Here is a 24,072-nt window from a genome sequence, read left to right as displayed (position 1 = left end):
AAGTACTCTGTTGAAAAGAAGCTCTGGTTGAAAAGAATCACTACTTGCTGCTTAGCAGCTTGTTGAGAATGACAGCGCTCGTCTTCTGGTCTGTTTTGCTCATCGAATCCAAAATGCTTGACCGTGTCGAATCTGCCACGGAGCCTAGAATCGTCAGTACTTTGTCCGGACTGATCTTGTACATGGCCAGCAGCAGATTGGCCGCGCTGTCCGCGTTCATCGACCCGAACGTCTGGCTGATTTGAGCCTTGTCCAGCCCGGTTGACGACGGTGTCGTCTGCGCGGCGCTGTCCTTGTTCACTCTGGACTGAAGCGCCGCGATCGCCAAATCGCTGGACGATACGGAATCCTTCATTTTCAGCGTGATATCCGCCGCCATCTTCGGATCCATCTTGGCGAGGATGTTCATTCGGCTGTCCGCATCCATAGCGCTAAGCAGCTGAACGACCTCTTCCGTGGTCATATTCTGCAGAATTGGCGCCGCTTTGCTCGGGCTCATGCCGGCGTACATTTTCGCCAAGTTTTTGACCTGCTTCTCGTAATCGTCGGCGGTATTTCCCGCCTGTGCATCCGCAGACTGCGCGCTGCTCTCTTGGAGCTGATCGATCTGCGTCTGCAGCGATTTGATTTTACTGTCCTGCTGCTTCTGGTCTTCCTTAGCCTTCTGAAGGTCCGCTTCCTTGGCTTCCAGCTGGCTTTTCAGCTCCTTGATCGTAGCGGTCGCGCTCTCCACCTGTGCTTTCGTTTTGTCCAGCTTGGCCGCTGCCGGATCCTTGACCGGGTCAGGAACCCAGTTTTTCACAACCGGAATTTTGTTGGCAACACCGAGCACTTCGTTCCGAACGTTGGTGTTCAGCAGCATCAGAAGCACGCCCAGGAGCACCACCGTAAAGATGATTGGTATAACAAGAAACAAAAACCGTTCAAATCCCCCTGTTGATTCTTTCTCTAATTCTTCAAAACCTGTTCTTGCCACAGTTGTTCCACCCCCAAGCCAGCAGCTCTATATCACGTTCACTCATCTCGCCCTAGCGCCCATGGCAAACCGTACGGTCGCCATCTCGTCAAGCTCGTTCTGCTCATGCAGGAGCGCCTGCTGCTGAAATGCCGTCTTTGCTTTGTCCCGCGCTTTTAACCAGACGTTTTCATCCAGCATCTTTGTGGACAAATGCTTCTGCTGTATCTGAACCTTCATATTGGCTCTGTTCACATCCACATGCTTCATCCGTATGCATTGGTCCAAATATTCGACATACGCCTGAATTTCCTGAATCATGGAGACAGGAACGCATTGGCCGGCAGCTTCCTGAAGCTGCTTGACCATGCTCTCCCGGATATCCAGCAGCTCCCCCAGCGACTTTTCTTCCGCCTGAAGCTTGCCGATGGCGCTGGACAGCATCCATTCCGCCTGGGTACGTTCGTTGCTTTTGAGGTCGACAATTTTTTGGAACGCGTACTGAAATCTCATCCCTTATGGTCATCTCCTTGAAAATTCGGAAATCAAACGTTCTTGAACCTGCTCCAGCGTCACTTTTTCGTCTACGCGCTGCTTGGTAAAATCCCAGATGGCCTGGATGGAATCGATGGCTTCATCGATTTGCTCGTTCGAGCCTTTTTGGTAAGCGCCGATGTTGATCAGATCCTCGGACTCTTTATAGACAGCCATCAGCCGCTTCAAATTATCTGCAGCGTCCGTCTGCTCGCGCGGCGCAATATCCTTCATCACCCGGCTGATGCTGGCAAGCACGTCGATCGCGGGAAAATGGCCCTTGTTCGCGATGCCCCGGTTCAGTACGATGTGCCCGTCCAGGATTCCCCGCACCGCATCCGCGATCGGCTCATTCATGTCGTCGCCGTCGACGAGCACGGTGTAAAAGGCGGTAATGGAACCTTGCGGCCCTGTCCCCGCCCGTTCGAGCAGCTTCGGCAGGCTCGCGAACACCGACGGCGTATAACCGCGCATCGCCGGCGGTTCGCCGATCGCCAGCCCCACTTCCCGCTGCGCCATCGCATACCGCGTCACGGAATCCATCATCAGCATGACGTTCATGCCCCGGTCCCGGAAATACTCGGCGATGGTCGTCGCGATCAGCGCTCCCTTGATCCGGATCAGCGCAGGCTGGTCGGAGGTGGCCACGATGACCACCGATCGCTGCAGCCCTTCAGGGCCCAGGTCGCGCTCGATAAAATCGAGCACTTCCCGTCCCCGCTCGCCGATGAGCGCGATCACGTTGACATCCGCTGCTGTGTTGCGCGCGATCATGCCCATCAGCGTACTTTTCCCGACGCCGGATCCGGCGAAGATCCCGACCCGCTGCCCTTTGCCGATGGTCAGCAGACCGTCGATCGCCCGTACGCCGATGCTGATCGGCTCCAGCACCCGGGGCCGGTTCAGCGGGTTCGGCGGCGTGTTATACGTCGAGCTGTGCGGCATCCGGGTCGGAATCAGGGAGCCGTCGAGCGGCTGCCCCAAACCGTCCAGCACTTTGCCAAGCAGCTCGGAGCCTACCTGAACGCTTAGCGGCTTGCCCGTGCCGACCACATCGCACCCTGGTCCGATCGACTGCAGCTCGCCGAGCGGCATGAGCAGAACCTTGTTGTCGCGGAAACCGACAACCTCCGCCTGCAGCGGCTTGGCGCCTTTGCTCGGATAAATGTAGCAGACGTCTCCGACGCTGGCGTCCGGGCCTTCCGACTCGACCATCAGTCCGATGACCTGGGTGACTTTTCCGTTGATCCGGACTGGATCAATGTTCCGCAAATGCTCCATATACCGTCCGCTGTCAAGCACCTTCATTTTGGTCTCTCCGTTCCCCTTCGTCCAGAGCGATACGTATCAGCTCTTTTTTGATTTCGGTCAGCTGAGTTTCCACGCGTGCGTCGACACTGCCGAACGAAGAGCGGATGACGCAGCCGTGATCATGGACCGTAGCATCCGGCAGGATTTGCAGCTCCGCTTGCGAATCGATCGCCACGCTCAGCTCTTCCCGGGCCGCCTGGACAAAAGCGAAATGCTCCGGCGCCACGCAAAGCGTAATTACACCCTGCTCCCGTTTGCGGGACAAGTTCTTCCGGATAAGATCGATCGCATAATCCCGGTCCACGGTCAGCTGCTTGTCGATCACCTTCTCGGCGATGGCACAGCTCAGATCTACGAGAAAGGGCTCGGCTTCCTGAATGATCTGCTCCTTGATCATATAGGCATGCCGCAAAACCGACTGGGCTTCGGCCATCATTTCCTGAAGCTTGGCCGCAAGATCCGCTTCCGCTTTCTCAGCGCCTTCCCGGTATCCTTCCGCGTAGCCTTCCGACTTCACGGCCTCGATCAGGTGCTCGTCCTGCTCCCTGCGTTCCTGCCACCACGCATTGATCTTCTCCTCGTTCTCGGCCAGTATCCGCTGCGCCTCTTCAGACGCCTCACGGATGTGTCGCTCCGCGAACTCCTTGGCATCCTGCAGCATTTCCTGGCTGAGCCGTTTACTCTCTTCATCCGCCTGGGCCCGGATCTCTTCAATCTTCACTTCATTGTTTACCTCATCCTGCTCCGGAAGCGCATAGTGCCTTGCCAGATCCAGCCGTTTGAGGGCTTCCACCGGTACGTACTGCGAAGATTTAATCAAATTAGACAATGATGTCATCTCCTCCGCCGCGGGCGATGATGATCTCCCCGGCTTCTTCCAGTCTGCGGATGGTGCCTACGATGCGGGTCTGAGCTTCTTCGACGTCACGCAGCCGCACTGGCCCCATATATTCCATCTCTTCCTTGAAGGTTTCGGCCATCCGCTTGGACATGTTGCGGAAAATGACGTCCCGCACCTCTTCGCTCGCCACCTTGAGGGCAAGCTGAAGGTCGGCGTTCTCGATGTCGCGGATGATCCGCTGAATGGAACGGTTGTCGACGTTGACGATATCCTCGAACACGAACATTCTCTTCTTGATTTCTTCGGCCAGCTCCGGATCCTGAATTTCGAGCGAATCGAGGATCGTTCGTTCCGTTCCCCGGTCGACCCCGTTCAAAATCTGGACGATCGATTCGATGCCGCCGGCATTCGTGTAATCCTGTGTCACGGTCGCCGACAGTTTCTGCTCCAGCACGCGCTCTACCTGGGCGATAACTTCAGGTGAAGTGCTGTCCATAACCGCGATTCTTCTTGCCACATCCGCCTGCTTTTCCTGCGGCAGGGAGGACAGAATCGCCGCCGCCTGCTCAAATTGCAGATAGGACAGCACCAAAGCGATCGTCTGGGCATTTTCGTTTTGTATAAAGTTCAAAATCTGGTTCGGATCCGCTTTGCGGGCAAAATCGAACGGGCGTACCTGCAGCGTCGCCGTCAGACGGTTGATGACTTCCAGCGCTTTTTGCGAGCCGAGCGCCTTTTCGAGAATTTCCTTGGCGTAGTTGATGCCGCCCTGCGAAATATATTCCTGGGCCAGACAGATTTGATGAAACTCGGACATAATGAGGTCCTTTTCCACACTGTCCACTTTGCGCACATTGGCGATTTCCAACGTCAGCTGCTCGATCTCATCATCACGCAAGTGCTTGAAAATTTGTGCGGACACTTCCGGTCCCAGCGTAATGAGCAGGATGGCCGCTTTTTGGCGCCCGCTCAGTGCCTGGCTGTTTGCTTTTGCCATAAATCCACCCCCTATTCATCCGCGAGCCATGTGCGCAGCAGGTTGACGAATTCATCCGGCTTTCTCTTCGCCAATGTTTCCAGCTGTTTGCGCACCTGACTTTCGTTCGTCACGCTCTCCAGATTAATGGAAGGAAACTCTGCTGCAGGCGGCAGCGGAAGATCTTCTTCGATTTCCTCTTTGTTCTTGCGGCGGCGGTAAATCAGGTATCCTCCACCCGCAAGCAGCGCAAGCGCGGCAAGGCCGATTCCCCACAGCATGCCTTGGGAAAGCTTGATTCCGCTCGGCTGGGTAACATTACCACTGAAAGGTTGCGAATAGACCGAAACTTTTTTAGCCAAATCAGCGTCTGTATATGTAATACCGGAATCGGCAAGCGATGCCCTTACGATATTTACCAAGATATTCTGAATGGCATCTCTGGTTTGTTGATCTACACTGGTTTGTCCCGTTGGTGGTTCAACTGCTACGTTTATGGTTAAATCTTTTACGGTATACGGACTGGCAACGATGTCTTTGGTAATATGGTTAACCTCGTAATTGATCGTCTTGGACAAATCCTCGGAAGTTACGTCACCTGTGGACGAGTTACTTGGATACCCCGGCACCTGGGTTTGGCCCGTGCCTGCCACTCCGCTATCCGGATTGCTCTTACCCGTATAATTCTTCGAAATTTCCTGAACGCTGATTTCAATGCCTTTCATGTTCTCCGTATCTACCGGTGTCACCATGTTTTCCTTGCTCTGAACTTTATCGAAATTCAGCTTGGAGACGACGAGGACATCGACTTTATTCGGTCCCATGAACTGGCTCAGAAATTCTTTGACGTTCTGGCGAACTTCGCTTTCGAACTTTTTCTGAAGCGCAAAATTTTCTTCGACGGACGAGGACAGCGTTCCCGAACCGCCTTGGGCCGACGACAGCAGCTCCGTATTGCCCTCTGATTCGGTGATGGTGATATTCTCTACCGGCAGATTCGGTACGGCGGTCTTGACCAAGTTGAAGTACCCGTCGATCGTTTGCTGGCTTGGATGATAACCCGGCTTAAAGGTAAGCACGACTGATGCGCTTGCTTTCTCCTGGTCTTCTTCGCTTGCAAACACGCTTTCTTTCGGCAGGTTTACTAGGACTTTAGCCTTACTTATGCCGTTCATGCTCGTGAGCAGCTGCTCAACTTCTCCGTTCAATGCGTTGTTGTACTTGACGTTAAACTCGCTGTCGGTTGTGCCGATCGATGATGATTGATCGAACGTTTTGAAACCGATGGATCCGTTCTGAATGAGTCCCTGTGAGCCGACATCGACCTTGATGCGGGCCGCCTCCGTACTCGGTACTGAAATGGATGTTCCGTTAGGACTCAATTTATACGGGATGTTGTTCGTATCGAGATAGTTCATAATGCCTGCGGAGTCGCTGGCATTCAAGTCCTTGAAGGCCACTTCATACTCCGTTTTGGAAAACTGCATGGTCAGCACGACAATGGCGATGATAATAAAAGCGATCGTAGAAATGAATAAAATTTTCTGTTTTTTGCTGAATTGATTCCAGTACTGAACGACCTTGTCCTTATACTGGACGATTCTTTCGTTCACAACGTCACCCACCCCACCCGAAAACTTAGCATAAATCTATGAATGAATAGGTTCAGGCGATCCGCCAAATCCTTCGTTCACTCTTTTGTCTGCAGCCTTTAAATTTGCGTCCGCATGATCTCCTGGTACGCTTCGATCGCTTTGTTCCGAATCTGCGTCGTCAGCTCCAGGCTGAGAAGCGCTTTTTGCGAAGAAACCATCACCTGGTCCACATCAACTTGTCCGAGCATGAACTGATTGCTCATTTCTTCGGCGGCTTTCTCTTGCCCGGCCACCTGGTTCAGCGCATTTTCCAGATAAGATCCGAAATCGCTAAGGGATTGGGCTGGCGTCTTGCTTGCGCTTGATGTGCTTTGCTTCATGTCGAGCGGTTGGATGCTTTGTGTCGAAAACATCGAGTTTTGAATCATCAATGTCCCTCCTTACCTGCATTTATTTATTCAGACTAGGCTTATCGACCTATTTCCAAGGCCTTCGTGATCATCGCTTTTGAGGAATTCAGTGCTGTGACGTTCGCTTCGTAAGATCTCGTGGCCGAAATCATATCGATCATTTCTTTGGCGATATCCACGTTAGGCATGTAGACATACCCTTGTGCATCTGCATCCGGATGAGTCGGATTGTATACCGGCTTCAGCGGCGTCTGATCCTCCTGGATTGCAGCCACTTTCACACCTTTCCCCGCACTTTGTCCGTTCATTTGTGCTTCCAGCATGCTGGAGAAATCCGATTCATTCGGCGAAAGCACAACCATCTTTCGGCGGTACGGCACCGCTTTGCCGTCAACCACCGACGCTCTCGTCGTTTCCGCATTCGCAATGTTGGACGAAATGACGTCCATCCGCAAACGCTGTGCCGTCAGCGCCGAAGCGCTGATCCCAAAGCTGCTGTTCATGTTCACCCGCGATTATCTCCCTTCAATGGCTGTCCGCATCATTTTGATCTGGTCGTTCATCTGCTGGATGTAGGCGTTGTATTGAAGCTGGTTGTCAGCCAGTGCGGACATCTCCCGGTCAATATCCACATTGTTCATATTGTTGTTCATCGCTGTCGATTGGTCCTCCGTTACAACTGGATCCGGGACCGAATTCGTAGGTCCAATGGCGAAGTGCCGGGGATCGGTGACCCTGCCGCGAAGCTGAGGTGAAGATCCATTAATTTCCTGCTGGAGCAGGCTTTCAAATGACACTTCGGACCGTTTGAAATAAGGCGTGTCGACATTGGCAATGTTGTTCGCAATGACTCTCTGGCGCGCGTTTGCGGCCTGTAGTCCGCCTTCCAAACGTTGAAAGCTGACGCTGTTCAGCAAATCCATTCCGTATCCCCCTTATTTTCCATAACTTTACTATTTGTCCGTGGGGAACTTTCTTCCCAATTTCACTTTTTTTCGACAAAAGTCCTTAGAAATATTGCTTATTCTAGGTCTAAAGTAGAAAAAATTACTATATTGTCGTATATCCTAAGTTTCTTAAAGATTGGGACATATTACAATAAGAAAAAAGCCCTATCTTTTACCAGAAAGAAGGTCTTTGTTCTTAATTTCTCTGAAATTTTTGCTAAATCTTTGCAGGATAAGGGTTTGTGGGCTTACATAGGACAGGCCTGTTGTCACATTTCGATAAAAACTCAGCCTGAATAGTCCTAGAATTTCAGATTTGCGAAAGTGTCGTAAAATAACCCCTCCCTTGCATACGAGCGCAGGATTATAGTTATACCTCCCAGAGAGGTTCTTACGATGTCGGCACTGTCTTTCCTGTGGTCCCTTCCTCAGCACAACAAAAAAAGACATGCCCGAAGGATCTTCATCCTTCTGACATGTCCCCGCTGTGACGGTTGTCGGTTTACAATATATATTGGCTCAGATCACGATCCTGGGCGATGTCGCCCAGCTTTTCGCGCACGTATTCCGGCGTGATAGTCATATTCTCCAAGGTCAATTCAGGAGCCTCAAACGACAAATCCTCGAGCAGCTTCTCCAGAATCGTATGCAGCCTGCGCGCACCGATGTTCTCGGTATTCTGATTGACGGTCGCGGCAATTTTGGCAATTTCCCGGATCGCTTCAGATGAGAATTCGACCTCGATGTCCTCGGTTTTGAGCAGCTCGGTATACTGCTTGGTTAAGGCGTTCTTCGGCTCGGTCAGAATCGACACAAAGTCGTCGAGAGACAAGCTGCTCAGCTCCACGCGGATCGGGAACCGGCCTTGAAGCTCGGGAATGAGGTCCGAAGGTTTGGCGATATGGAATGCACCTGCGGCAATAAACAAAATAAAGTCCGTCTTCACGGGGCCGTATTTGGTCATGACCGTCGACCCTTCCACGATCGGCAGAATATCCCTCTGGACGCCTTCACGGGACACGTCAGGCCCAGAGCCTTTGCCCTGGCTGGCAACTTTATCGATTTCGTCGATAAAGATAATGCCCGACTGCTCAGCGCGAAGAATCGACTCGGCGATGACGTCGTCCATGTCGATCAGCTTGGTCGCTTCCTCCTGCGTCAGCACCTTGCGCGCTTCCCGGATCGGCAGCTTCCGCTTCTTCGTCCGGCGCGGCAGCAGGCTGCCGAACATTTCCTGCATGTTCATGCCCATCTGGTCATTCCCCTGCCCGGCCAGCATATCCATCATCGTCGGCGAGTTGTCTTCCACGTCGATTTCGATCATGTCGTCTTCCAGGCTGCCGGACTGAAGCTTAAACTTCACCTGGCGCCGGCGTTCGGTCACGGTGCTGTCCTGCTCCTTATCCTCTTCCGTATCCTGTGCGTTCTGGTTGCCATTGCCGAACAGCATTTCAAACGGGTTGCGCTGCGCCTTGTTTTTGCCAGCCGGCGGAACGAGAATTTGCACGATTCGTTCGTTGGCGAGCTCCTCGGCGCGGTCTTTTACTTTTTCCGTACGCTCCGCTTTGACCATGCGGATGGACGTTTCGATCAAATCGCGGACCATGGATTCCACGTCGCGGCCGACGTATCCCACTTCCGTAAATTTGGTGGCTTCGATCTTCACAAACGGCGCATTGACCAGCTTCGCCAAACGTCTGGCAATTTCGGTCTTGCCCACACCCGTCGGACCGATCATCAGGATGTTCTTCGGTACAATCTCATCCCGAACATCCTCGGGAAGCCGGTTGCGGCGGTAACGGTTGCGCAGTGCGACGGCGACGGATTTCTTCGCCTGCTTCTGGCCTACAATGTATTTATCCAGTTCGGCCACGATTTGTCTTGGCGTCAAACTTTGGTTATCCATATGCATTCCTCCACCCTTACAGCTCTTCCACAATGATATTTCCATTGGTGTATACGCAAATTTCCGAAGCAATTTTCAAAGCTTCCCGCGCGATATCCTTCGCTTCCAAGTCCTGGGCGTGACGCTTCAGCGCCCGTCCGGCGGAGAGCGCAAAATTGCCTCCCGAGCCAATCGCCAGCACGTCGTCGTCCGGTTCGATGATTTCACCGCCTCCGGAAATGAGCAGCATGCCGGTTTTATCCATAACGATCATGAGTGCCTCAAGCTTGCGGAGAACGCGATCCTGGCGCCAGTCCTTGGCGAGCTCCACGGCGGCACGCTGCAGATTGCCGTGATGCTCCTCCAGTTTGCTTTCGAATTTTTCAAAAAGAGTAATGGCGTCCGCCACGGAGCCTGCAAAGCCGGCAACGACCTGGCCTCTGTACAGGCGGCGCACCTTTTTGGCGGTCTGCTTCATAATGACATTTTCACCGAAGGTCACCTGGCCGTCACCGGCGATCGCCGCTTTTCCGTTATGGCGTACAGCACAAATGGTTGTCGCATGAAAAGATAAATCCATACCTACAGACCTCCTAATCTATACTTCCTGATGTTCGGTTGCCAGTCCGGCTTCCTGGATAAACGCGGCAATCGTCTCCAAAGCCCGATTGGCCAGCGCCTCGTTCTTTTCCTTTTTGTTGCGGATCTTCTTCTCCAATTTCGGCAGCAGGCCGAAGTTGGCGTTCATCGGCTGGAAGTGCTCCGAATCCGCGGTCGTAATATAATGAGCCATGCTGCCGAGTGTGCTTGTGTCAGGGAACACGACAAGGTCCTGTCCAAGCGCCTTTCTCGCTGCATTAATGCCCGCTATAAGCCCGGATGCGGCAGATTCCACATATCCCTCTACCCCCGTCATTTGACCGGCAAAAAACAGGTTCTCATTCGTTTTCAGCTGATAGGTCGGTTGGAGCAGCTTCGGAGAGTTGATGAACGTATTGCGGTGCATGACGCCGTAGCGCACATATTCCGCGTTTTCCAATCCCGGAATCATAGAGAATACGCGCTTTTGCTCTCCCCATTTGAGATGGGTTTGGAAGCCGACCAGATTGTACAGCGTACCGGCGGCATTATCTTGACGCAGCTGCACGACCGAATAAGGCAGTTCACCCGTGTGCGGGTTGACCAGCCCTACCGGCTTCATCGGCCCGAACAGCGCCGTCTGCTTGCCGCGCTTCATCATGACTTCGATCGGCATGCAGCCCTCGAAGTATACTTCCTTCTCAAACTCTTTCAACTGCGCGACTTCCGCATTGACCAGCGCGTCATAGAACGCGTTGAATTCCTCTTCGGTCATCGGACAGTTCAAGTAAGCCGCTTCGCCTTTATCATAACGGGAAGCCAGGTATACTTTGCTCATATCGATGGAGTCTTTCTCGACGATTGGAGCCGCAGCATCGTAGAAGTAGAAATACTCTTCGCCCATAAGTGCTTTGATCTCGGCGGAGAGTGCAGGCGAGGTCAGCGGGCCTGTGGCGATGACGACAATCCCTTCTTCTGGTATATGCTGAATTTCTTCGTTTACGACTTCAATCAGCGGATGGTTATGGAGAGTGCTCGTAATATCCCCGGAAAAACCGTCGCGGTCCACCGCCAGAGCGCCTCCGGCAGGAACCGCATTTTTATCGGCGGACTTCAGGATCAGCGAATCCAGCATCCGCATTTCTTCTTTGATGACGCCGACTGCATTCGTAAGTCCGTTGGCACGCAGCGAATTGGTGCAGACGAGCTCGGCGAACTTGTCCGTATGGTGCGCGGGCGTCTTCACGACCGGGCGCATTTCGTATAATTTCACGGGAACCCCCCGGCTTGCGATCTGCCAGGCAGCCTCGCTGCCTGCCAGACCCGCGCCGATGACGGTTACCTGCTGTACTTCTGTCAACTTCATTACCCCCTGCTGTTTACAATTACATCAATTCTTCGTTGTCTTCGTTCTCTTCCAGGGGCTCGGTATGGTCGCATGCCGTGCATTGGAGACGTGCTCCCTGCTTGTTGCGCTTCTCAACCATCAGAGAGCCGCATTTCGGACAAGGCTTCGGCGACGGTTTATCCCAGGATACGAAATCGCATTCCGGATAACGGTCGCAGCCATAGAAAATCCGCCCCTTCTTGCTGCGGCGCTCGACCACATGCCCTTCCTTGCATTTCGGACAGGTGACGCCGATATCTTTGACGATCGGCTTCGTGTTCCGGCAGTCCGGAAATCCGGAGCAGGCGAGGAATTTGCCAAACCGCCCCAATTTGTATACCATCGGTCGGCCGCATTTGTCGCAAATCTCGTCCGATACCTCGTCCTCGATTTCGATTTCCTTCATTTCTTCTTCGGCTACTTCCAGGCGCTTTTCAAAGGAAGAATAGAACTCGGCAAGCACCTTGACCCAATCCTCCGAGCCTTCCTCGACATGGTCGAGATCGTCTTCCATGTGGGCCGTAAATTCCACATCAAGAATTTCCGGGAAAAATTGTTCCATTTGCTCGATGATCAATTCACCCAGTTCTGTCGGAACGAACTTTTTCTCTTCGATCGCCACGTAACCGCGCTTTTGGATCGTCTCCAGCGTCGGCGCATACGTACTTGGCCGTCCGATGCCGAGCTCCTCCATCGCCCGGACCAACCGGGCTTCGGTGTAGCGCGGAGGCGGCTGCGTGAAGTGCTGCTTCGGCTCGATATCTTCCTTCTTCAGCTTATCCCCTACGGCCAAGGCAGGCAAAAACTTCTCTTCTTCCGTCGTGCCGTCGTCGTTGCCTTCCACGTATACCTTCATAAAGCCCTGGAAGCGGACTTTCGAACCGGATGCGCGGAATACAGCAGGCCCGGCCGCAATATCAACGGAAAGCGTATCCAGTATGGCGGAAGCCATCTGGCTGGCAACGAAACGTTCCCAAATCAGCTTGTAAAGACGGTATTGGTCACGGCTCATGAACGACTTCACCGAGTCGGGATCGCGCATGACCGAGGTCGGGCGGATCGCTTCGTGGGCGTCCTGAGCGTTCGCCGATTTTTTCGAATACTCCCGCGGTGTTTCAGGGACAAACGGATCCCCGTACTTCCCGCTGATAAATTCCTTGGCTTCTTCCTGGGCCGATCCGGCAATCCGGGTGGAGTCCGTACGCATATAAGTGATGAGGCCGACGGTCCCTTCTTTCCCGAGCTCTACGCCTTCGTACAGCTGCTGGGCGACGGACATCGTTTTGGCGGCACGAAAATTAAGCTTCCGGGCAGCTTCCTGCTGCAGGGAGCTTGTCGTAAACGGAGGCGAAGGATGCCGCTGGCGCTCCTTTTCCTTTACTTCGCTGACTTTAAAGGTGGCTCCCTTAATGGCAGCGAGCACTTCGTTTACCTCATCCTCGCGCGACAGTTCTTTCTTCTGGCCGTTCAGCTGCTGGAATTTCGCTTCGAAAACGGCATCTCCCTTGGCGAGCTGGGCCGTGATGGACCAGTATTCCTCCGGAATAAACGCGTTGATTTCGTTCTCCCGGTCGATGATGATCTTGACCGCCACCGATTGAACGCGACCCGCGGACAAACCTTTCTTTACCTTTTTCCACAAAAGCGGACTGATCTTGTAACCGACGAGCCGGTCCAGAATACGTCTGGCCTGCTGTGCGTTGACCAGGTCCATATTGATCTTGCGCGGCGTTTTAAATGCATCCTTGACCGCTTGCTTCGTAATTTCGTTAAAAACAACGCGGCAGCTATCCGTATCGTCGAGCTCCAGGGCATGGGCAAGATGCCAGGCAATCGCTTCACCCTCGCGATCGGGGTCAGCTGCGAGATAAACCTTTTTCACTTTTTTGCTGGCGTCCTTGAGTTCCTTTAATACGGAGCCCTTTCCGCGGATCGTAATATATTTCGGATTAAAGTCATTCTCGACCTCAACTCCGATTTGGCTCTTCGGGAGATCACGCACGTGACCCATCGAAGCTTTTACGATATACTTGCTGCCTAAATATTTGCCGATCGTTTTCGCCTTGGCCGGCGATTCGACGATGACAAGTGAGTCAGCCATAGGTTCATCCCCCTTTCCGAACAATTCTGTGAATGTTAGTCAATAGACTCTTCTTATATAAGCTTGTATATAGCACCAGATAATTGGGTAATCTGCTTTTTTATGATTAAAGATAACAGAACTGAATGCAAATGTCCAAAATCCCATCCGGTCTGCTGCAGCAGCTCATCCAATGTAGACGGCCCTTGTTCCAATATATGGTATATCTCAAGCTCATCCATTGTCAAATGATCTGCAGGCAGCCGCGTGTCCTCCAACATCTGACGCTCCCTATTGTATGTATCTTCAAACCCTTTTGGCAACCATGAATCATATTCTTCGATGACGTCTTCGGCATTCAGCACCATTTTGGCGCCTTGTTTAATCAAGTTCAGCGCCCCGCGGCTCTTGGGCGAGGTGACCGGCCCAGGGACGGCGAACACATCCCTGCCGGCTTCGAGTGCCAGATCCGCGGTAATCAAAGAACCGCTGCGTGAGTCCGCTTCGACGACCAGCGTCCCAAGCGTCAAGCCGGCGATGATACGGTTGCGCTGCGGAAACAAACCGGGATGCGATTTGGTCCCGGAAGGATACTCCGTCAGAATGAGTCCATCCTCGGCGATCCGCTCATACAATCCTCTGTTCTCCGGCGGATAGATCACGCCTTGTCCGGTCCCCATCACCGCAATCGTATTTCCGCCGCGTGCAAGAGCGGCTTCATGGCACACGCTGTCGATGCCTCTGGCCATGCCGCTGACGATCGTGAATCCAGCCGCACTGATGCCCTCCGCCAGCTCCTGGCCGACCTTACGGCCATAGGCCGTCGGTACCCTTGTTCCGACCATGGCGACGCCGGGTGTTTGCAGCAATCCCCGTTTTCCAGTGCAGTACAATACCCATGGAGGCTCCGCTATCTCCTTTAAATATGCAGGGTAATCCTCATCCAAAAAAGTCAGGATGCCGGCGCCTCCCTCAAGCTTACGGGATTTCAGCTCTTCGATCAAATCGGTTGTGATTCGTTCAGATAAAAGCTTCGCCTTTTCCTCGGGAAAACCTGCTTCCTCCCAATCTCTACTATTATAATGGAGCATGTCCCCGGAGAACATACGCTGCCCGCGCAGCCTGGCAATACTCTTCCTCCCGATCCCCTCGGTCTCGTGCAGTGCGATCAACAGCCACCGTTCGTCCTTCACGCCAATCCCACCCTTCCTTATATTTTCCAGTTTTTTGGTGTTGAAAACACAAAAAAGCAACCCTTTATCCCCCGGATGGAGAAATAAAAGGTTGCTTACCTTTGAACCGTAAATAACGCCGGTTTATATTAGTGAGTCGTGCATTTTTCCAGCAGGCCGCGTTCTTCCAGAACGCTTACCAGCGTAGATCCCATTTCCGAAGGCGTCGGAGCGACTTTGATGCCGCATTCCTCCAGCTTGGCGATCTTTTCTTTCGCCGTGCCTTTACCGCCGGAAATAATAGCGCCCGCATGTCCCATGCGCTTGCCTGGAGGCGCAGTAACGCCGCCGATGAAGCCGACGACCGGCTTGGTCATGTTGGCGCGGATCCATTCCGCTGCCTCTTCTTCCGCCGTTCCGCCGATTTCGCCGATCATGATCACAGCATAGGTGTTCGGATCATCGTTAAAGCGGCTCAAAATATCGATGAATTCCGAGCCTTTTACCGGGTCGCCGCCAATGCCTACCGCAGAGGACTGGCCGATGCCGCGGGTCGTCAATTGATGAACCGCTTCGTAGGTCAGCGTTCCGCTGCGGGATACAACGCCCACATGTCCAGGAGTATGGATGTACCCAGGCATGATGCCGATTTTGCATTCTCCAGGTGTAATGACCCCTGGGCAGTTTGGTCCGATCAGGACGGTTTTCTTGCCTTCCATGTAACGGGACACTTTGACCATGTCCAGCACCGGAATGCCTTCCGTAATACAGATGACCAGTTCCATTTCCGCATCGACGGCTTCCATGATGGAGTCGGCCGCAAATGCCGGCGGTACGTAGATAACGCTTGCAGTTGCGCCAGTCGCTTCCTTGGCTTCTACAACCGTGTTATATACGGGCAGGCTGACCGTTTGGCCGTTCTCCAGCGTAATGTCAACCTTGGTGCCGCCTTTGCCCGGAGAAGTTCCTCCGACCATTTGCGTGCCGTAGTCGAGGGCGCCTTTCGCATGGAAAAGGGCGGTTTTGCCGGTGATGCCCTGTGTGATGACTTTTGTATTTTTATCGACCAAAATACTCACGTTTGTTCACATCCCCTATCGTATTTTAAAGATTCTATTTTACGAGTGAGACAATTTTTTGGGCGCCGTCAGCCATGGAGTCGGCAGGCACGATGTTCAGGCCGGATTCGGCCAAAATTTTCTTGCCCAGATCCACGTTGGTTCCTTCAAGACGCACAACCAGCGGACGGGTCAAACCGAGCTGCTTGGCAGCTTCAACCACGCCTTCGGCGATGACGTCGCAGCGCATAATTCCGCCAAAGATGTTGACGAAAATGCCTTTGACCTGCTCATCCGACAGGATGATCTTGAACGCCTCGGTAACCTTCTCTTTCGTGGCACCGCCCCCTACGTCGAGGAAGTTGGCCGGGTCTCCGCCGTAGTACTTGATAATATCCATCGTGGCCATGGCAAGGCCTGCGCCGTTGACCATACAGCCGATGTTGCCGTCGAGAGCTATGTAGCTCAGGTCGTATTTGGAAGCTTCGATTTCTTTTTCATTCTCTTCGTCCAGGTCGCGAAGCTCTTGAATGTCTTTGTGCCGGAACAGTGCGTTGGAGTCAAAGTTCAGCTTGGCATCGAGTGCCATGACATTGCCGTCACCCGTTACAACCAGAGGGTTGATTTCTGCAATGGAGCAGTCCTTGTCAACAAAAGCGGTGTACAGGGCGATCATAAACTGAACCGCCTTGTTGACCAGTTCGTTAGGGATGTTGATCGCATAAGCCAGTCTGCGTGCTTGGAAAACCTGCAGGCCTACGGCCGGATCCACCACTTCTTTGAAAATTTTCTCAGGCGTTGCAGCGGCAACCTCTTCGATTTCCGTTCCGCCTTCTTCCGATGCCATCATCACGACACGTCCGGTAGCGCGGTCAACAACGACGCCGACGTAATATTCCTTGCGGATATCGCAGCCCTCTTCGATCAGAAGCCGCTTGACTTCTTTACCTTCCGGGCCTGTCTGATGCGTAACGAGCACTTTGCCGAGGATTTCCTCCGCGTAAGCACGAACCTCGTCCAGGTTCTTGGCCACTTTGACGCCGCCGGCTTTACCGCGGCCACCTGCATGGATTTGCGCTTTGACAACCGTGACTTGGCTGCCCAGGGATTTAGCGGCTTCAACCGCCTCTTCCACGGTGTAGGCCACCTTTCCGTTCGGAACGGTAACGCCGTACTGCTTTAACACTTGCTTTCCTTGATATTCATGGATATTCATTTACGGTATCCTCCTATCAACATGACTGCTACAAGGCGGGTTCTGATATCTCTTGGAAAATAATATAAACCCAAGCTATTGTAACATGTTTTTAAAACGCTTACCTTAAGAAACTGCGTTTCCATCGACAGCTTTTTGATATCGGTTTAATCCGTTTGAGAGAATATTTGGGATTTGATGGTAAAATCCGCCCTCCAAGTAACGTCTTAGGTCCGATATAATTCCACCTGGAGCCTTGCATCGTTCCAACATGGTTTCATGGATAACAGGGAAAAAGAGCGACAAATTTGCAGATGTTGGTCTGCAAAAATCGCTCTTCACTTCACATCTTGCCCTCTTGCTGTTCGTTGTTGTGATGGACACGGTTCAGCAGACTCTTGAACTGGCCCAGCAAATGCCCGAATTCGCTCTCGTTCAGGCACAGCTCCTGCTGCATGGCGGCCGGAACGTTCAGCGCCTTCTCCTTCAGCTTGTTTCCTTCGTCTGTCAACGTGATGATGACCTTCCGTTCGTCCTGGGCAGAGCGCTCACGGTGAATCAGACCAGCGGCCTGAAGTCTCTTCAGCAGGGGCGTCAAGGTGCCGGAGTCCAGGAAAAGAGCCTCCCCAAGCTCCTTCACGGTACACTGTCCCCGCTCCCAAAGCACAAGCAGGACCAAATACTGGGAATATGTCACACCGAGCTTCTCCAGATGGGGCTGATACAGCTTGGTGATTTCTCGCGAACAGGCATAGATGGTAAAGCACAGCTGATTTTCCAGCTGCAGCTGCGGATTCATTTCACTTGGTTTCATCACTTTCGTCTTCACCTGCCTTCTTGTCATAATATTATCATAATTTTGTCACATTATCATAGTAATTGCGCGATATCTTCTTCAGGGGCAACTGATGCCGTCCAATTATATTGTATACTTTTAAATTTTAAACAACAAATCGGTCTTGAATCACTCCCTTACAAGCATACCTCTATTTCCCATCCCCGATGCCTCCCATCTTGACTTTTACTGCTTATGGTCCTACAATTTTTGTAAACTTAAGCGAAAATAAGGAAGCACCTTTTTTCCGTCAACTACGGCGATCCCGTTCTCGTTTGTCCAGGGAAACCGCCGGGGAATAGGGGTGCTTTATTGTATGTATGGAAAAATGCACAGTACATGTTTATACGGAATTGACGGGGTGATCATTCAGGTGGAGGTCGACATTTCCAACGGACTGCCGCAGACGAGCATTATCGGACTGCCGGACTCCGCCATCCGGGAAGCGGTGGAACGTGTCCGGGCCGGAATCAAAAATTGCGGCTTCACCTTCCCCCTTCAGCGCGTCACGATCAATCTCGCACCGGCCGATCTGAAAAAGGAAGGCTCCGCGTTTGACCTGGCCATTGCCCTTGGCATTCTCGTAACGAGCGGACAGCTTCTGCTGCCGCAGGATGAGAAGCTGCTTCTCATCGGCGAGATGGCGCTCGACGGCAGCCTGAGGCCCGTTAACGGCGTCCTGTCCATGGTGGACAGGGCGAAGCGCGAGGGATTCACCGCCGTTCTGCTGCCGGAGGAAAATGCCGGTGAAGCCGCCTTAATCGATCATATGAATATTTATGCCATCCGGCATTTGAACGAGCTGCGTGAGCTGGCCGCAGAACACTCGGCCACTGACGTGCCCGGCAAAGACCAGCCCCTCCGGATTCAAACCTTGTCCCCGCTGCTGAAAGCACCGGGTACTGCCGCTGATTCCGTATCCGATCACCTTCCTGCAGAAGATTATGCCGACGTGCTTGGCCAGCTCCATGTCAAAAGGGCGCTCACGATTGCTGCCGCCGGCATGCACAACATTATGCTGATCGGACCGCCCGGAACCGGCAAAACGATGCTCATCAAACGCCTGCCGACCATCCTGCCCTTCATGACCGAGCAGGAAGCGCTCGAAACGACCAAAATATTCAGCGCGGCCGGTAAATTGAAGGAACCCGGCTCCGGACTGATCCGCAGACGTCCTTTTCGTTCCCCGCACCACACCATCTCTTCCGGAGGACTGATCGGTGGAGGAACGATACCCAAGCCGGGCGAAGTCAGCCTAGCTCACCGGGGTATCCTGTTTCTGGACGAGCTGCCGGAATTCAACCGCCAGGTGCTCGAAGTGCTGCGGCAGCCGCTGGAGGACAAAACGGTGACGATCAGCAGGGCGCGTGCCGTGCACACCTTCCCGGCGCACTTCATGCTGGCGGCTTCGATGAATCCGTGTCCGTGCGGATACCTCGGAAGCGATCATCCGGAACATCAATGCACATGCAGCTTCAGCCGGATCGCCCAATACCGCGCCAAAATCTCCGGTCCGCTGCTCGACCGGATCGATCTTCAAGTCGAAGTCCCACGCCCTAAGGAATGGTCCACCGATGCACCGAGCCTGTCATCGGCTGAAATGCGCAGTCAGGTGCTCGAAGCTCATGCCCGTCAGCAACAACGATACGGCAGCGGTTACGGCGGATGGAACAGCGAGCTGACCGGCAGTGCGCTCCGGCGCTTTGCCAGGCTCGACTCCGCTTCAGCCGATATGCTCCATCAGACGATCGAAACGCTGGGCCTCAGCATGCGGGCATATGACCGCATCCTGAAACTGGCCCGGACGATCGCTGACCTGGACGGCCAGGAGAATATCGCCTTCAACCATGTGGCGGAAGCGATCCAGTACAGGAATTTGGACCGGCCGCAGATTACGGGGGTGGGGTGAAAGGAAGCAAATTTGCGGTATAAACGCTAGTAAGGTGATTCATGGTTTAAGTCAATATTTTGCGTACTATTACGAAAATAAAATGATGCAGACTGCCCTTCGACCCCTTCGGCCTTCCGGCTTCATGATCTATGCTCTAAGTCGAAGGGATAAAGGCAACGATATCTAAACTCCAGAAAACAAACGTTGAGCTCTATCAGCAGATAGATGCGCAGCCTCAGACGCTACAGGGATATAAGGCGCCTTATTATTGTAAATCATCTGAAGAAACTGGACACTGGGGTTCACAACAAAAAATAACCTGCCATTTGAGGCAGGTTATTTCCGTCAATCCATTCTCTTTTCAAAACCCGGTCATCACATCTGGATCAAATTTAAAACTTGGCAGGTAAATCATCGGGCAGCCAAACGCCCCTATTGGCAGGATAGAACTTCGCATTATCTAATTCAATAATTGTTCTATCTATCTTTTTTTCTATTCTCCATTGCGATCCATGAATAATACAATATCCAGAATATGGATGGACAAATACCTAGTGCAATAGGCTGTTTATCATGTGGCAGCATAAATATAAAAACAATAAAAACGGGTAGCGTAATGGCAAGAAGAATGAGATACTTTTTCCAGTGTCTATTTTTAAACACAGGTTCCTCCTCAAATTCGTAAATGTTCTCACAGGCTTTTTGCCATATCGTCAATCATGCCTCTCTTTTACTTTCACTGTGAATAGGCTAAGAACCAAAGTAAGAATGACATATGTCCACAATCCATGTATTTCAAATCCGTACAGGTATTTGTCCAGAAGCCAAAGTTTAATGGGAGTCAGCACGATAGAAGCCAACATTAAAGCCGGAGTGGTTAAACACCCAATTCCTACAGTGATCAGCATTACCGACATTACCATGGCTAAACTGAATAAAAGACTAATGAGAAACATCAAAAGGGATGCAATCAGCAAAGTTTTAGTATCTGTTATCGAAAGATATGGATTAAAGTACTCATTGCCTATCCAGAACACCAAAAAGGTAACAAGAAAATTCAGAATATTCCTCATGATACCTCCCACGAAATCGTCGTTTCCCCTTTCGATGAAGAACGGGTTGAAGTAAGCTCAAAAAAAGATACTGTCATCCTCTGATGTTGATACCTAGGAAAAATTCTCTTTTAGGCAAGTTCACACATCCCTCTTACTTAGCTTATTCTATGACGAGTTCAAATCACCTTCACCATAAGGTAAATAATTACAATAATACATCCACTTTTCCACCTCTCGGATAAAGCCGGCCGATCTGGATGCACTGCCGCTGTTAGTTGTCTATTGAGAGGATCGTGCTAGCTCAGTGAAAATGGGGTAATAAAAAAACTTCCAATCGCATGGTATTGGAAGTTTTTGATTAGGGGCTCGTCCTAGAACGCCCCCTGTATATGATTAATCGCGGCAATGCTTAGATCGCGCCCCAGTTCCACGGCGACGACGTCAAAGCGCACCTCGCGGCCTTCCAGCCGGTGTGCGTGAAGATACACTTCGGCCGTGCTGCGGACCTGGCGGATTTTGCGGAAATTAACAGATTCTGCGGCTGTGCCGAAGGAGGTGCCGGCGGTCCGGCTGCGCACCTCCAGAAAAACAATGACGCCGCCGTCCTCGGCGACCACGTCCAGTTCGCCGCTGCGGCAGCGCCAGTTCCGGTCGCGGATGCGGTAACCTGCGGAGAGCAGCAGGTCGGCAGCCGCCCGCTCAGCGGCTGCTCCTTTTTGGCGGCGGTTATCCTTCATTTTTCCTTGCCGTCCGTTCATTCGAACGGCCTTTCCCGAGCGAGCCGGTCCGCCCGGTAAATATAGCTGAGAACCTCCGCGACAAGGTGATACAGCTCCGGCGGAATCTGCTGGTCCAGGTCCAGCTTGGAGAGAACCTCCACCAGCGCGGCGTCCTCCTGAACGGGAACCCCGTGTTCCTTCGCCGTCTCGAGAATCGTATCCGCCACTTTTCCCCGGCCCTTCGCCACGACGACCGGGGCATCGTTGTCACCGGGCGCGTATTTGAGGGCGACGGCCTTTTTCAAACTTGGGGACGGCTCCTGCGGCTTGCTGCTCATACCCTCATATCCACCCCCTTGTAGCTCTGCGGCACGAAGTCCGCCACGCGGTGGCCGCCCATGGCCGCACTCAAGCCAGCTGGCTGTTCAGCGGCCGGATTCGGTAGGGGAGCGGCTTTAAGCGTCAGAAGCTGATAGCCGATGGAGGATAGTGCGTCAGCGATTTCAGGCCGTCTGTCTTCCACCAGGGACTGAGCCCATTCCTGATCATTATGGACCTTCAGGCTGACGATCCGGTCGACGATCTGGACGTCGATCAGCGTCTGCCCGAGATGCTTCATCTGAAGGTCAAACCACAGGCGGCAGTTGGATGCATCCAATTCTCCCTTAGGGCCGCGCCTGGACTGGACATGCACCGACGCCGTCTCCTGGCCGTCCGGCCCGTTCAAGGGCAGGAACAACGTGACCTGGGCGAACGGCGCCGTCCGGTCCGTGTTCAGGAGCAGCTGCTGGCCGGTCAGCTGCGAGATGACCTGCTGCGCCGCCTCCTTCAAGGCCGGCGGCGCAGCGTCGTCCTGGACGAGCTGAAGGAGGAGCCCCTTCAGCGTGTCGCGCTGCCCGGTTTCCTGCAGCGCCTGCTCCATCCGCGCGGCGGGCTCAGCCAGCTGCTCCGGCCGCACGGCGTGATGCGCCGGGCCGGGAGGCTGCTGCTGAACCGCATGCGGCCGGACGGTCAGCCCCGGACCGTCCGCGGCTTGGGGAGCGGGCTGCGCGGCGGCGGCCCCTGCCGCGCTCGCCGCTCCCGGCGCAGGCCCCGGCTGTGCCTGGCCTGCCTCTGCCGCTGCACCCTGGCCTGCGGCCGGTGCAGCCAAGGGCTGCCGCGCGTTCCCCGCCGCGGCACCCGGCCCCTGCGGGGCCTCCTGCGCGGGCTGCAGCAGCGCCGCGCGCACGCCCTGCTGCTCGTGCTCCGCACCGAGCAGCTTCAAGAGACGCCCCACCCACGGCTCCGCGCCGTGGGACAGGGGCGTCTTCGGCGAAGGCCCCGTGCCTGCGGGGCCTTCGCCTCCCTGCGCCGCGTGCTGCGGCGCAGGTTCCGCGGCCGGCGCGGCGAAGCCGCCGGCCGCAGACCCGCCCGCCGGCTCAGCCGGGGCGGGCGTTGGTGCGGCGGCACCCGTGAGCGGTGCCGCGCGCAGCTGCTGCAGCAGCGCCTGCAGCCTGGCGACCAGCGGCTGAAGCGCCGCCGCTGGATGGGACGCCGCGGCAGCCGTGCCGGCCGTGGATGTGCCGTCAGCCGCGCGCCCCGCCGCCTTCCCGGCATCCCCCTCTACCTCGGTGTTCTTTGGGCTGCGGACACCTGCCGTTGGCTCCGCTTCGGGAGCCGCTATGCTGCCAGCCCCCGGCTGCGTAGCCGCTCCGGGTAGCGAAGCCGGCGGCTGCTGCCCCGAAGCCTGTAGCGTAATGACGCCCTGTCCGCTTTTGACTGCAGCCCCCGCTTCCTCCGAACCCGCTCCAGCCAGCGCGGTGAACGCATTCAGCTGTTCCTCCAGCACGTGAAGCAACTGGTGCACCGGCGGGCCGAATACTGCCTGCTGCAGCCCGCGGACGCTTTCGGCCGTCAGCGGCAGTCCGCGCTGATTAGCAATCGATGCGGCGCCAAGCCACTGCTCTGTGCTGACCCCGGCAGGTTTTAACGCCAGCGCGTCTTTGAAGACGGCTGCGTTTTCTTTTGTCACATATACGCCCGAAGACCGCAGCGCCTCCAGCATGGCCCGATTCTCCGGCGTATCCGGCAGATCGAGCGATTGAAGCACGTCCGCAAGCGACATCGGAGTCCCGGACCCATAGGGGGAACCCTCCATCGCTTTCAATACCGGAAGGCCGCCGCCATTGTCCGGCTGTACCTGCAGGACCGCTGCCTGGCCGGGCTGAAGCGGCGTTTCCAGCGCCGCCCGTACTTTGACGCCTTGGATCTGCAGGACGGCCTCCTGTCCGTCCTCAGAGACGCTCAGCACAACGCCGCGAACCACTTGCCCTTCCTTCAAATCCAGCTGTTTGGTCTCGCCCGCTTTGGTGTCTCCCATCATGCCGCGCAGCAGTGAACCGATATTCAATGTCCCTCTCCCCCTTCCGTATTCCTTCGTTTATTTATTTATCGGCCGAACCAGCCGCGGGCTGTAGTCCGTCTATCTGCGTTCACGATCTCCGTTGTTTCTTTTCATCAAAGATCGTCCCTTATCTTCATAATTGCTGCAAATGCTCAGCTCTTCAAACATGAAATGTAAAATACCGTCCAACAAATTACGAATCTGGCTGAATACGTTTTATCGGATGCCGGGGTCATCGTTACGTCCTGATTGGTCCGCGAGGAA

The 24,072-nt window shown here is 54.0% G+C and carries 21 protein-coding genes; 1 reads left to right on the top strand and 20 read right to left on the bottom strand.

The annotated features are described in order from the left end of the window. Positions 1-40 precede the first annotated feature (40 nt). From KI379_RS07525 to KI379_RS07445, 17 genes are all read right to left on the bottom strand, one after another. Entirely contained in the window at positions 41-976 is a 936-nt protein-coding gene (locus KI379_RS07525; protein WP_212983210.1) for a MotE family protein, read from the bottom strand. Positions 977-1,018: 42 nt separating this feature from the next. Then, positions 1,019-1,468 (bottom strand): flagellar export protein FliJ, encoded by a 450-nt coding sequence (gene fliJ / locus KI379_RS07520; RefSeq protein ID WP_076168154.1) that lies wholly within the window; start codon positions 1,466-1,468, stop codon positions 1,019-1,021. Between the two features lie 9 nt (positions 1,469-1,477). Further along, complete coding sequence (fliI, locus tag KI379_RS07515) at positions 1,478-2,797, bottom strand: flagellar protein export ATPase FliI (RefSeq protein ID WP_076168156.1); 1,320 nt, start codon at positions 2,795-2,797, stop codon at positions 1,478-1,480. Continuing rightward, positions 2,784-3,629, bottom strand: a complete 846-nt coding sequence (locus KI379_RS07510; protein ID WP_076168158.1) for a FliH/SctL family protein — start codon at positions 3,627-3,629, stop codon at positions 2,784-2,786. The genes fliI and KI379_RS07510 overlap by 14 nt, the downstream gene beginning before the upstream one ends. Beyond that, positions 3,622-4,638, bottom strand: a complete 1,017-nt coding sequence (fliG, locus tag KI379_RS07505) for a flagellar motor switch protein FliG (protein WP_076168160.1) — start codon at positions 4,636-4,638, stop codon at positions 3,622-3,624. Before fliG ends, KI379_RS07510 begins: the two co-directional genes overlap by 8 nt. Positions 4,639-4,649: 11 nt before the next feature. Then, a complete protein-coding gene (gene fliF / locus KI379_RS07500) occupies positions 4,650-6,230 on the bottom strand; it encodes a flagellar basal-body MS-ring/collar protein FliF (RefSeq protein WP_076168162.1) in 1,581 nt (526 codons plus the stop codon). 98 nt (positions 6,231-6,328) lie between these two features. Next, positions 6,329-6,640, bottom strand: a complete 312-nt coding sequence (fliE, locus tag KI379_RS07495; protein ID WP_212983209.1) for a flagellar hook-basal body complex protein FliE — start codon at positions 6,638-6,640, stop codon at positions 6,329-6,331. A 41-nt stretch (positions 6,641-6,681) separates the two neighbouring features. After that, positions 6,682-7,125 (bottom strand): flagellar basal body rod protein FlgC, encoded by a 444-nt coding sequence (gene flgC, locus KI379_RS07490; RefSeq protein ID WP_234489631.1) that lies wholly within the window; start codon positions 7,123-7,125, stop codon positions 6,682-6,684. A 12-nt stretch (positions 7,126-7,137) separates the two neighbouring features. Further along, the gene (gene flgB, locus KI379_RS07485; protein WP_212983208.1) at positions 7,138-7,545 is read right to left on the bottom strand and encodes a flagellar basal body rod protein FlgB; all 408 of its coding nucleotides are present in this window, start codon (positions 7,543-7,545) and stop codon (positions 7,138-7,140) included. 526 nt (positions 7,546-8,071) lie between these two features. Next, positions 8,072-9,475, bottom strand: a complete 1,404-nt coding sequence (gene hslU, locus KI379_RS07480; protein WP_076168169.1) for an ATP-dependent protease ATPase subunit HslU — start codon at positions 9,473-9,475, stop codon at positions 8,072-8,074. A gap of 16 nt (positions 9,476-9,491) precedes the next feature. Beyond that, on the bottom strand, positions 9,492-10,034 hold the full coding sequence (gene hslV, locus KI379_RS07475) for an ATP-dependent protease subunit HslV (protein ID WP_076168171.1): 543 nt from the start codon (positions 10,032-10,034) through the stop codon (positions 9,492-9,494). An 18-nt stretch (positions 10,035-10,052) separates the two neighbouring features. Further along, positions 10,053-11,393, bottom strand: a complete 1,341-nt coding sequence (trmFO, locus tag KI379_RS07470; RefSeq protein ID WP_212983207.1) for an FADH(2)-oxidizing methylenetetrahydrofolate--tRNA-(uracil(54)-C(5))-methyltransferase TrmFO — start codon at positions 11,391-11,393, stop codon at positions 10,053-10,055. A 25-nt stretch (positions 11,394-11,418) separates the two neighbouring features. After that, positions 11,419-13,521, bottom strand: a complete 2,103-nt coding sequence (gene topA, locus KI379_RS07465) for a type I DNA topoisomerase (protein ID WP_212983206.1) — start codon at positions 13,519-13,521, stop codon at positions 11,419-11,421. Between the two features lie 53 nt (positions 13,522-13,574). After that, on the bottom strand, positions 13,575-14,693 hold the full coding sequence (gene dprA, locus KI379_RS07460) for a DNA-processing protein DprA (protein ID WP_244879215.1): 1,119 nt from the start codon (positions 14,691-14,693) through the stop codon (positions 13,575-13,577). A gap of 128 nt (positions 14,694-14,821) precedes the next feature. Beyond that, positions 14,822-15,751, bottom strand: coding sequence for a succinate--CoA ligase subunit alpha (gene sucD / locus KI379_RS07455; RefSeq protein WP_076168177.1), 930 nt, complete (start codon positions 15,749-15,751; stop codon positions 14,822-14,824). A gap of 34 nt (positions 15,752-15,785) precedes the next feature. Then, entirely contained in the window at positions 15,786-16,946 is a 1,161-nt protein-coding gene (sucC, locus tag KI379_RS07450; protein WP_076168179.1) for an ADP-forming succinate--CoA ligase subunit beta, read from the bottom strand. Positions 16,947-17,268: 322 nt separating this feature from the next. Beyond that, entirely contained in the window at positions 17,269-17,739 is a 471-nt protein-coding gene (locus KI379_RS07445; protein ID WP_089546539.1) for a MarR family winged helix-turn-helix transcriptional regulator, read from the bottom strand. Positions 17,740-18,076: 337 nt separating this feature from the next. Here KI379_RS07445 and KI379_RS07440 point away from each other — a divergent pair, with 337 nt between their 5' ends. After that, complete coding sequence (locus KI379_RS07440; protein ID WP_212983205.1) at positions 18,077-19,669, top strand: YifB family Mg chelatase-like AAA ATPase; 1,593 nt, start codon at positions 18,077-18,079, stop codon at positions 19,667-19,669. 1,408 nt (positions 19,670-21,077) lie between these two features. Here KI379_RS07440 and KI379_RS07430 read toward each other — a convergent pair. Genes KI379_RS07430 through KI379_RS07420 form a run of 3 tightly spaced genes read right to left on the bottom strand, consistent with a single transcriptional unit; the run spans position 21,078 to position 23,814 of the window. After that, the gene (locus KI379_RS07430; protein ID WP_244879214.1) at positions 21,078-21,464 is read right to left on the bottom strand and encodes a YraN family protein; all 387 of its coding nucleotides are present in this window, start codon (positions 21,462-21,464) and stop codon (positions 21,078-21,080) included. Then, the gene (locus tag KI379_RS07425; RefSeq protein WP_076168193.1) at positions 21,461-21,763 is read right to left on the bottom strand and encodes an EscU/YscU/HrcU family type III secretion system export apparatus switch protein; all 303 of its coding nucleotides are present in this window, start codon (positions 21,761-21,763) and stop codon (positions 21,461-21,463) included. Before KI379_RS07425 ends, KI379_RS07430 begins: the two co-directional genes overlap by 4 nt. After that, complete coding sequence (locus KI379_RS07420; protein WP_212983204.1) at positions 21,760-23,814, bottom strand: hypothetical protein; 2,055 nt, start codon at positions 23,812-23,814, stop codon at positions 21,760-21,762. Before KI379_RS07420 ends, KI379_RS07425 begins: the two co-directional genes overlap by 4 nt. Between the last annotated feature and the right edge of the window lie 258 nt (positions 23,815-24,072).

Source organism: Paenibacillus cineris (genome assembly GCF_018333335.1).
Classification (GTDB): domain Bacteria; phylum Bacillota; class Bacilli; order Paenibacillales; family Paenibacillaceae; genus Paenibacillus_AQ; species Paenibacillus_AQ favisporus.
The sequence above is the reverse complement of the archived record's forward strand: the minus strand, read 5'-3'. Positions and strand labels throughout refer to the sequence as shown.

Coding starts and splice junctions, on each gene's coding strand:
- fliJ (WP_076168154.1), bottom strand. CDS start 1,468: ATGAGATTTCAGTACGCGTTCCAAAAAATTGTCGACCTCAAAAGCAAC.
- fliI (WP_076168156.1), bottom strand. CDS start 2,797: ATGAAGGTGCTTGACAGCGGACGGTATATGGAGCATTTGCGGAACATT.
- fliG (WP_076168160.1), bottom strand. CDS start 4,638: ATGGCAAAAGCAAACAGCCAGGCACTGAGCGGGCGCCAAAAAGCGGCC.
- fliE (WP_212983209.1), bottom strand. CDS start 6,640: ATGATTCAAAACTCGATGTTTTCGACACAAAGCATCCAACCGCTCGAC.
- flgC (WP_234489631.1), bottom strand. CDS start 7,125: ATGAACAGCAGCTTTGGGATCAGCGCTTCGGCGCTGACGGCACAGCGT.
- flgB (WP_212983208.1), bottom strand. CDS start 7,545: ATGGATTTGCTGAACAGCGTCAGCTTTCAACGTTTGGAAGGCGGACTA.
- hslU (WP_076168169.1), bottom strand. CDS start 9,475: ATGGATAACCAAAGTTTGACGCCAAGACAAATCGTGGCCGAACTGGAT.
- hslV (WP_076168171.1), bottom strand. CDS start 10,034: ATGGATTTATCTTTTCATGCGACAACCATTTGTGCTGTACGCCATAAC.
- topA (WP_212983206.1), bottom strand. CDS start 13,521: ATGGCTGACTCACTTGTCATCGTCGAATCGCCGGCCAAGGCGAAAACG.
- sucC (WP_076168179.1), bottom strand. CDS start 16,946: ATGAATATCCATGAATATCAAGGAAAGCAAGTGTTAAAGCAGTACGGC.
- KI379_RS07445 (WP_089546539.1), bottom strand. CDS start 17,739: ATGAAACCAAGTGAAATGAATCCGCAGCTGCAGCTGGAAAATCAGCTG.
- KI379_RS07440 (WP_212983205.1), top strand. CDS start 18,077: ATGTATGGAAAAATGCACAGTACATGTTTATACGGAATTGACGGGGTG.
- KI379_RS07430 (WP_244879214.1), bottom strand. CDS start 21,464: ATGAACGGACGGCAAGGAAAAATGAAGGATAACCGCCGCCAAAAAGGA.
- KI379_RS07425 (WP_076168193.1), bottom strand. CDS start 21,763: ATGAGCAGCAAGCCGCAGGAGCCGTCCCCAAGTTTGAAAAAGGCCGTC.